Genomic DNA, 8,628 nt, shown 5'->3' on the forward strand with positions numbered 1-8,628 from the left:
AACTCTGCTTCATACAGTGATTTACGAGAGAACCAATGCGAACTGTGTACTCCATGTTCATACAGTAGAAAATAATGTGATTTCTGAATTATATGGAGATGAAGGGGAAGTGACTTTCCGTAATCATGAAATTATTAAAGCGACAGGGCGATGGAATGAAGATGCAGAGTTGAGAATTCCAATAATATACAATCACGCTGACATTCCTCTGTTAACTGAAAAGTTCACGCCTCATGTCGAAGAAGACTCAGGAGCCGTGCTTATTCGAAATCACGGAATCACGGTTTGGGGGAAAAGTGGACTCGAAGCAAAAAGAATTCTAGAAGCATGTGAATTTTTGTTTCAATACCAACTGTTGCTTAATCAGCAACAGGCATTTACAGGTTCTATAAGATAAAAACTCATAGAGGAGGAATAGGTAATGGCTACAATTAGATTCCATGAAACAAATGAGGTTATTGAGAACAGTGAGCAGGTAAAAAAATTTTTAGAAACACAAGGCGTAATATACGAACAATGGGATATATCGAAATTACCGTCCCATCTGGTAGAAAAATATGATCTAACGGATGACGATAAAAATGAAATCCTTGTAACGTTCAAATCAGAAATTGCAGAGATTTCTGAAAGACGCGGATATAAAGCACATGATATCATCACACTATCCGATGCAAACCCAAATTTGGATCAAATGCTTGAAAACTTTAAACAGGAACATCATCATGAAGATGATGAAGTACGTTTTATAGCCGGTGGGACCAGTATCTTTGCTATTGAAGGTAGTGAGCAAAAATGGTTTGACGTACGACTGAATCCTGGTGATTTAATCAGCGTACCAGAATCTACCCGTCATTATTTCACGTTAGCAGAAGATAGAAAAACTGTAGCTATCCGTATCTTCGTAACAGCAGCAGGTTGGGTTCCAATTTACGAAAAAGACGAAGTTCAAGCATAAATCAATCGAGAAAAACCAGCTTTCGGGCTGGTTTTTTTATATGGCCTTCGCGGATGCTTTAGAAGGGCAAGTATGATAAAATTTAACGGAATTAAATTTAGCTGGATTATAGGAGCAGATACGAATGAAAACAACTGAAGTTTACATATTAGGTGGTTTTCTCGGCAGCGGGAAAACGACGCTTCTTCGAAATATATTAAAGCAGGAAAGTGAAGTGGGTAGAAAAGTGGCCGTGCTATTAAATGAGCTCGGCAGTGTATCGGTGGACAGCGGTTTGATTGGTGATGACGTACCTCTGAAGGAGCTGTTTGACGGTTGTATCTGTTGTACAATTCAGGATAAGCTCGAGGTTCAGCTGCATGAATTGTTGACGGAAAATGATTTAGACGCCGTTTATATTGAAACAACAGGTGCTGCGCATCCAGTTGAAGTGCTGGATGGCATTATGTCTCCACTATTTGCGAAGAAGCTGGAATATAAAGGGATTATCACAGTTGTTGACTTGTTAAGGTGGCGCGACCGAGATGAGCTTTCTCCACAGCTTCGCCAGTTGCTTGCTGAGCAAATTCATCATGCGGATTTCATTTTATTAAATAAAGCAGATCTAGTAAGCGAAATGGAGGCAGCTCAACTTATTTATTCCATTCAAGGGCTGAATCCTGAAGCTGTATGTTTATTGACAGAGTATGCATCTGTTTCCTTGATATCTCTGCAACAGATGCATAGGAAACAGCATAGAGTCCATCAAAAATTAGATGTCCACAGCCATTTGCATTTAACAGCCGTTGTTCATACATTTGAAGGGGCAGTGGCACAAACCGATTTTGAAGGTTGGCTTAGGGCCCTTCCGGAAACGGTCTATCGAATGAAAGGATACATTTTCTTCACACATTCACAATACCCTCATTTATTTCAATACTCTTACGGGATGCCAATGTATATGAATGAAATGATAAAAATGCCACTAAATATCGTTATTATCGGTGAGAAATTGGATAAAGAAATGATGATCAGTCAGTTAAAAGCTTTGGAAGCAAAAACAGCCCATTAAACGATTACCACCGATTAAAGACGGGAACAGAAAAGGTAACTTTCTTTTCAAGGAGGCGGTATTTGTGCCATGGAATAAAAACGATTACCCTGATTCAATGAAAAATCTTGATAAAGATGTCCGAGAAAAAGCAATTGAGATTGCGAATGCGAATGCCTTACTTGATGAAGGCTTATAAGGACGATAAAGCTATTCCAATTGCCATTGACCGGGCCAAAATGGCTATTGGAAGGGATTGGAAAATGGTCAGACCCCATTAAACGGGTCTGACCATTTTTATTGCTGCAACCCACCAAAGGCTGCAAATGTTTTCTCATCTTCAATTAATCCGCATGCTGCACATTGCACACGAATCTCAGGACCATTATAGGCAAGATGGAAGGGCTGAAGAGAATCGTTCGAGTATTGTTCAACAATCTCACCGGATTGCGGATCCTTTTTAACAGGTGTTGGTATTTGCTGAATGAGATTGAAGCGAGATTTATTTGTCCGGCAATTCGGACAGCGGTATACTTGAGACATTATACTCACTCCTTTTTTTGAATATTTAAAAGTGTAATTGTATTATAAAGGTAGTCTTTACGAAATTGATTCTTAATATGTATAAATTAGTAATGGATGGAAGGGATAATTTTATGAAAGAAATAGTCATGAATGAAGCATTATTGGAAGCTTATATAAGTATCTGGAATAATCGGAAAATAACGAATAGTGAAGGGGGAAAAGTGTTATCAGAGCTTATCCGACGTGAACTTTTAGATGAAAACACCCATCCTCGTGCCCGAAAACCAATACTTGAAAAGTTTTACCTCAGTATTAAGAGAGTTATGGAATCTTCGCTTTCTGATGAGAAAAAGAACGCAATCGTTATGGCCTATGTCACGGAACTGGAAAGGCTCTCATCCTCGAAGTAAATATCACAAGTGAATGTTAGTTAATATTCTTTTCTGCTTCATACTTTTTTCACAACTCATTGTTAAAATTTTAAAAAAATAGATATTAATGAATAAGGAGCCTAAAATATGAAGTGGGGTGTTGCGCTTCTGTTTGCCGTCATACTACTTTGTGGGTGTAACAGAAGTGATACATATACAAAAATTAACAAAGATAAATCTTTTTTGGYGACTGTCAATATCAAGGATACGTCCCTTACATTTATAGATGAAAACTATCAACCCTTTGCCAATTGGGATATTTCAGAGCCATTTACCGGAGCATTGCTCCTAGCAGATAAAGATACTATACTCCTTTATGGAAAAGAGATGGAGAAAATCCAGGTGTTTTCATTATCAGCAGGAAAACAGATAGACAGCTGGGAAATAGGGAAAGGGATTGTCAATATGCTGTTGCTTCATGATGGAAAAAGCATCGTGGCAGTCAATCAGTCGAATCATTCCATCTATTTTTTAAATGATAAAGGTGAGGAGCAGGATATAGTCAAGGTTGGGAAAAGCCCCTTGACCGTTCTTCAAGGAGAGAAAGCGAATCGCTTGTATGTCATTAACTTTGGCGATACCAAATGTTCGGTAATCAATCTGGAGACGAAAAAGGTGGATATGGAATTTCCGATACATAGTTCTTCCACAGGAACCTTATTAAGGGAAGAAAAGGATGAAGTTTGGATAGGCGGCCATGGTGATGGAGACCAAGTAGAAGAAAATCTCTATATTTATTCGGCAAAAACGGGAGAGTTGAAGGAAAAGTTGAAGGCCCCAACTATGCCGATTAAGTTCATTGAGAATGCTGAAGGGATTTTTATCCTCAGTCATGGCACTAGCTCCTTATATAAATTGAATGATCAGTATGAAGAAGTGAAAAGCAAAGTGGTCGGCGTCAATCCTTTTGAAATGGCGAACTTTAAACAAGACGTGATTGTGGCGGGATATGATAGTGATGAAGTGTATGTAATGGATGCTGAAACAGTCGAGGTTAAAAAAACCATCAAAGTCGGTCAGGGTCCATTTCAATTGATGTTGAGGGAGTAGATAACATGCACGTTTACACCATTTTAGTCGTTGATGATGAAGAAGATATGCGTAATTTAGTTGAAATGTATTTGCTTAACTCAGGGTATCGATGCCTTCAAGCTGCAAATGGTAAAGAGGCTATAAGTCTGGTTGAAACATATGAAGTCGATTTAATCCTTTTGGATATCATGATGCCAGAAATGGACGGTTTTTGCGTCTGTGAAAAAATCCGTTCAAGTTCGGATGTTCCTGTAATTTTTGTTAGTGCGAAAGGTGAAGAATGGGATAAGGTAAAAGGGTTGAAGCTCGGTGGGGACGATTACATTGTAAAGCCATTTAATCCGGGTGAACTCGTAGCAAGGGTGGAAGCGGTATTAAGAAGAACAGGGAAAATGTCATTGAATGAAGAAAATCAAAATTCCGTCCGATTCGGTAAAATCAATGTAAACCTCCAATCAAGAACGGTTCTGCTAGATGGGAAGCCAATCAATTTGACCTTGAAAGAGTTTGAATTGCTTCTATTTCTTATGCGTCATAAAAATCAGGCACTCAGCCGTGAACAACTACTTGAAAATGTTTGGAGCGGAGAATATGGAGGATCTTTACGGACGGTCGATACCCATATCAAAACGCTTAGGATGAAATTGAGGGCGGCCGATTATATTCAAACTGTCTGGGGAATTGGTTATAAGATTGAGGAAAAAAATGAGTAATAAGTGGTCATCACTCTCTTTTAAACTATGGCTAACTGTCATTACAGCAATCATTCTTTCAGTGTTGTTCGCTTATTCTCTTTCTCAATATTATTATAAAAATTTGTATGTGGAAAAGTTGAAAACCGATCTAGTTAATGAAGCTTCCTTGCTTGGAGCGGACTATTTCGGAGGTGAGATCAGTGATGAATTCAAACAACAAGTTGAATGGTTTAACAGTAAAAGTGACAGCGAGGTCTTTGTCGTCAATAATCCAAGGGAATTAAGTGCCTGCCTTCCCTTTGAAATCAATTATGACACCCTTATTTCTGCAGAAGAACGGCAAATGCTCTTAGATGGAAAGGTTGTTGAAAAAGAGGGATATGAGCAAAGATTTGAAAAGAACATCGTAGCGGCTATCATTCCCTTGATTGATGAAGACCGCCTCGAAGGTATCATCTATACATATATTCCTGTAGACTCGATTACAGATTTACTTAAGGAATTTGCTGCAAAATGGATGGCAGCCGTTCTCTTATTCTTAATTGTTTCCATTTTATTGACAACAAAATGGTTGAAAAAGCTAGTCAGTCCGATTAAGGAAATCGAGACAGCTGCCCATCGAGTCTCAGAGGGAGATTATGACATACAGATTCAGGTAAAGAGCCATGATGAAATAGGGAATCTAGCACATGCCTTTAATGAAATGGCCAAATCCATTCATTTAGAGGAAGAAAGAAAAAAAGAGTTTCTCGAAAATGTTGCCCATGAACTCCGGACGCCGCTGAGTTACGTGAAAGGTTACACGCAGGCTATATTGGATGGTGTTGTGAAAAATGAGGAAGAAGAGCAAAAATATCTTCAGCTTATTTCAAGGGAAGCATTTAGGCTACAGCGGCTTGTAGGTGATTTGATGGACCTATCTAAATTGGACAGTGATCAATTCACTTTAAATAAAACTCCAATTGCCTATGCGCAATTCATTGAAGATGTACTTGCCAAATATGAACCGATATTAAAAGAAAAGCAGCTTGGTTTACAGCTCGAACTAGATCCGGATCCAATTATACTAGGAGATGAAGGAAGGATAGAGCAAATCCTTCATAATGTCTTTGATAACGCCGTTAAGTATACGAATCCAGATGGATTCATCAAAATTACTTTAAGACAGCATAAAGGAGATTGCGAGCTCATAGTCACTGACACGGGCAACGGGATTCCTGCAGCTGATTTACCATATGTCATGAATCGCTTTTATAGAGTAAACAAAGCACGAAGCCGCTTTGATGGCGGTTCGGGGCTGGGTCTTTCCATCGTGAAAAAATTGGTGGAGCTACAAAATGGTAAAATTGAAATAGAAAGCAGGGAACATACAGGTACAAAAGTCAGCATTGTGCTTCCGACCATAAAAGAAGATTGGACTTCATAAAAAAGGGGAAACGTTCAATGATAAAAAAGATAATGTTAGTATGTACAGCTTTAATCTTGTTGGCAGGATGTGGCAAGGAAGAGGAAATTCCGAAAATGCTAAATGTCGAGTTAACTGTCGATCCTGTTCAAGGAGCAATAAATGAGCCGGTAAAGTTTCAGGCAAAAGTGACTTATGGGGATGAAGAAGTGACGGATGCGGATGATGTCAGTTTTGAAATATGGCTTGCAAATAGTGATGACCATGACAAAACGGCTGTAAAACATAAAGGAAAAGGTATCTATGAATTGGAAAAAACCTTTGATAAAGAAGGAACCTATTATGTTTATGCTCATGTAACGGCAAGGAATATGCACAACATGCCTAAAGAGGAATTCGTCATAGGCAAACCAAGTCAGCCTGAAGAAAACGGAGGCAAAAAGGAAATGGACGAGATGAATGATGAAGAAAAGAAATAATAATTTTACTGATAAAACTAAAACAATTCGGGGTTAACCCGGATTGTTTTTTATTTTTGTAAAAATTAAGGATTTTAAACTAGTTTTAGAGTATATGAATTTTGAATTCTATTACTTAAGAAAAAAGTACACATAAAAATGACGAAAATCAACTTTAAATCGATAAATTTGTAACATAAAAGTAAAGAAAGTCATACTAGAGCGTTTGACAACGAGATGTCAACTAAAAGTTATTAGTATTCCATGGAAATGGTTCTATGTAACTACCATTGACAAGGATTGTCTGGAAAAATATGAGTATATGTACTAGATAGCAAAACATAGATATAGATAGCTTTCTTGATTGCTTTCGCTGAAACTTGGATTATAATTTTTTCACATTCGTTACCTGTAAAACATATGGAAATAGATGGTTCCTATATTACAAAAAACGCATGTTATGATGATTTCAGAAACAAAACACCAATGAACTTTACAGGAGGAATTACGAATGAAAAAGAAAATGTTTATGTCAGCAGCAGCAGCGGCAGCTATAATTTTCACTGGAGTGGGAGCTAACCAAGCAGAAGCAGCAAACTGTGATACTGTTAAACAAGTAACATATAAATCTATTAATCAAGAAGATATGCAAAAAGTCCTTAACCAATATTTAACTAAATACAACATAACATTACCTGCTTCACAATCCTTACAAGTTCAACAACCAGTTCAACAACCAGTTCAACAACCAGCTCAACAACCAGTTCAAAAACCAGTTCAAAAACCAGTTCAACAACCAGCTCAAGAACAAGCTCAAAAACCAGTTCAAAAACCAGCTGGAACTACGAATTCACAACCTGAAAAAAATACTGATGAAAAAACAGAGACAAGCTCTGAATTAAGCGCTTTTGAACAACAAGTGGTTAAATTAACTAACGCAGAGCGTGCAAAACAAGGTTTGGCAGCTCTTAAAATAGATACAGAATTGAGCAAGGTTGCTCGTTTGAAATCTCAAGATATGAAAGACAAAAATTACTTTGATCACAATAGCCCAACTTACGGCTCTCCATTTGATATGATGAAAAAATTCGGAATCAGCTACACATCAGCTGGGGAAAATATCGCACAAGGTCAAAAAACACCTGAAGAAGTAGTTGAAGCTTGGATGAACAGCCAAGGACATCGTGAAAACATCATGAACTCAAGCTTTACTCATATCGGAGTAGGCTACGTAGAATCTGGTAACTACTGGACTCAACAGTTCATCGGAAAATAATAAGAATGATAGATTAATAGAAGAGTGTACCCTGGGAATCATATGGGTGCACTCTTTTTTTTATTAAGTCATTGAAATATATAGGATAAATAAGAGAATTGATTCTAAATAGAATGAATTTCATCAAATCCGCGTATAATTTTAGTCGATACTAAATAGCATCGTTTTTACAAATACTCACATCAACACAAAAGCAGGAACCGCACTTATTCATTAGTGAGGCTCCAGTAACGCCAAATTAAATATCGGATACATCAATTTCTGAATACTGGGCATTGAAACTTTTCTGCAGACGGATTTCCAATGTTGATTCTTTAAATTGTGCGGATGCTCCTTTCTTCTTTACAAGAGCTGGCAATGTAATTACATGCCGGTCCGACTCTTCTGGGATTCCCTCAACGATGGATTGATTAGATGTATGGTAAAGTTTCATTTTTTTTAGCCATGCTTCATCTTCTATGGGAATTCTTACAAAGACAAATAAATGGGTTTCAAATACCTCGGCATGTAAAGGGTGTTCAGTTCTGGTATTTTCTTTTTGTGAGCTAGTATCGTTTTGTTGCATCATTCCTTGCATATTTTCAGGGATCATCTGCGAAAATACCTTTTCAATGAACGATTGTACATCACTTTGCTGCATACTTTTCATGAAATCCTTTTGGTTTGAGTTATTTTTTAAAGAAAAAAGTGAATTCCAAGGAAACATGTTGAATTCCTCTCTCCTGCAATCAACTGACAGGGTTATTTCTGTTATTTTATGCAGGCTGAAGCCTAGATGTTCATTTGTATATTTGCTAAATTATAGAAAATGAATCAAGCTT

11 protein-coding genes are annotated in these 8,628 nt (G+C 37.6%); 9 read left to right on the top strand and 2 right to left on the bottom strand.

Annotated features, from left to right (window positions below):
- The 3 genes from AC1DUW_RS16065 to AC1DUW_RS16075 form a co-directional block, all read left to right on the top strand.
- Positions 1-397 (top strand): class II aldolase/adducin family protein (locus AC1DUW_RS16065; protein ID WP_477642951.1); only part of this gene is annotated, 397 nt, incomplete at its 5' end.
- Between the two features lie 24 nt (positions 398-421).
- Positions 422-955 (top strand): cupin domain-containing protein, encoded by a 534-nt coding sequence (locus AC1DUW_RS16070; protein WP_252432736.1) that lies wholly within the window; start codon positions 422-424, stop codon positions 953-955.
- A 124-nt stretch (positions 956-1,079) separates the two neighbouring features.
- On the top strand, positions 1,080-2,006 hold the full coding sequence (locus AC1DUW_RS16075; protein WP_477642952.1) for a CobW family GTP-binding protein: 927 nt from the start codon (positions 1,080-1,082) through the stop codon (positions 2,004-2,006).
- Positions 2,007-2,282: 276 nt separating this feature from the next.
- On the opposite strand, the gene AC1DUW_RS16080 is transcribed toward AC1DUW_RS16075, so the two are convergent.
- On the bottom strand, positions 2,283-2,528 hold the full coding sequence (locus AC1DUW_RS16080) for a hypothetical protein (RefSeq protein WP_053346586.1): 246 nt from the start codon (positions 2,526-2,528) through the stop codon (positions 2,283-2,285).
- A gap of 77 nt (positions 2,529-2,605) precedes the next feature.
- Here AC1DUW_RS16080 and AC1DUW_RS16085 point away from each other — a divergent pair, with 77 nt between their 5' ends.
- From AC1DUW_RS16085 to AC1DUW_RS16110, 6 genes are all read left to right on the top strand, one after another.
- Complete coding sequence (locus tag AC1DUW_RS16085; protein ID WP_477642953.1) at positions 2,606-2,920, top strand: hypothetical protein; 315 nt, start codon at positions 2,606-2,608, stop codon at positions 2,918-2,920.
- Between the two features lie 108 nt (positions 2,921-3,028).
- The gene (locus tag AC1DUW_RS16090; RefSeq protein ID WP_477642954.1) at positions 3,029-3,991 is read left to right on the top strand and encodes a YncE family protein; all 963 of its coding nucleotides are present in this window, start codon (positions 3,029-3,031) and stop codon (positions 3,989-3,991) included.
- Between the two features lie 5 nt (positions 3,992-3,996).
- Entirely contained in the window at positions 3,997-4,686 is a 690-nt protein-coding gene (locus AC1DUW_RS16095) for a response regulator transcription factor (RefSeq protein ID WP_477642955.1), read from the top strand.
- A complete protein-coding gene (locus AC1DUW_RS16100; RefSeq protein WP_477642956.1) occupies positions 4,679-6,094 on the top strand; it encodes a sensor histidine kinase in 1,416 nt (471 codons plus the stop codon). The genes AC1DUW_RS16095 and AC1DUW_RS16100 overlap by 8 nt, the downstream gene beginning before the upstream one ends.
- 17 nt (positions 6,095-6,111) lie before the next feature.
- Entirely contained in the window at positions 6,112-6,552 is a 441-nt protein-coding gene (locus AC1DUW_RS16105; RefSeq protein WP_053346582.1) for a FixH family protein, read from the top strand.
- 490 nt (positions 6,553-7,042) lie between these two features.
- Positions 7,043-7,807 (top strand): CAP domain-containing protein, encoded by a 765-nt coding sequence (locus tag AC1DUW_RS16110; RefSeq protein WP_477642957.1) that lies wholly within the window; start codon positions 7,043-7,045, stop codon positions 7,805-7,807.
- Between the two features lie 238 nt (positions 7,808-8,045).
- Here AC1DUW_RS16110 and AC1DUW_RS16115 read toward each other — a convergent pair whose 3' ends face one another.
- The gene (locus AC1DUW_RS16115; protein ID WP_252432732.1) at positions 8,046-8,513 is read right to left on the bottom strand and encodes an Hsp20/alpha crystallin family protein; all 468 of its coding nucleotides are present in this window, start codon (positions 8,511-8,513) and stop codon (positions 8,046-8,048) included.
- Positions 8,514-8,628: the final 115 nt, after the last annotated feature.

This window comes from Peribacillus sp. P4_C12 (assembly GCF_056402095.1).

Bases quoted from the DNA above. Each gene is read 5' to 3' on its own strand.
- AC1DUW_RS16070 (WP_252432736.1), top strand. From the start codon at position 422: ATGGCTACAATTAGATTCCATGAAACAAATGAGGTTATTGAGAACAGT.
- AC1DUW_RS16075 (WP_477642952.1), top strand. From the start codon at position 1,080: ATGAAAACAACTGAAGTTTACATATTAGGTGGTTTTCTCGGCAGCGGG.
- AC1DUW_RS16080 (WP_053346586.1), bottom strand. From the start codon at position 2,528: ATGTCTCAAGTATACCGCTGTCCGAATTGCCGGACAAATAAATCTCGC.
- AC1DUW_RS16085 (WP_477642953.1), top strand. From the start codon at position 2,606: ATGTATAAATTAGTAATGGATGGAAGGGATAATTTTATGAAAGAAATA.
- AC1DUW_RS16095 (WP_477642955.1), top strand. From the start codon at position 3,997: ATGCACGTTTACACCATTTTAGTCGTTGATGATGAAGAAGATATGCGT.
- AC1DUW_RS16100 (WP_477642956.1), top strand. From the start codon at position 4,679: ATGAGTAATAAGTGGTCATCACTCTCTTTTAAACTATGGCTAACTGTC.
- AC1DUW_RS16105 (WP_053346582.1), top strand. From the start codon at position 6,112: ATGATAAAAAAGATAATGTTAGTATGTACAGCTTTAATCTTGTTGGCA.
- AC1DUW_RS16110 (WP_477642957.1), top strand. From the start codon at position 7,043: ATGAAAAAGAAAATGTTTATGTCAGCAGCAGCAGCGGCAGCTATAATT.
- AC1DUW_RS16115 (WP_252432732.1), bottom strand. From the start codon at position 8,513: ATGTTTCCTTGGAATTCACTTTTTTCTTTAAAAAATAACTCAAACCAA.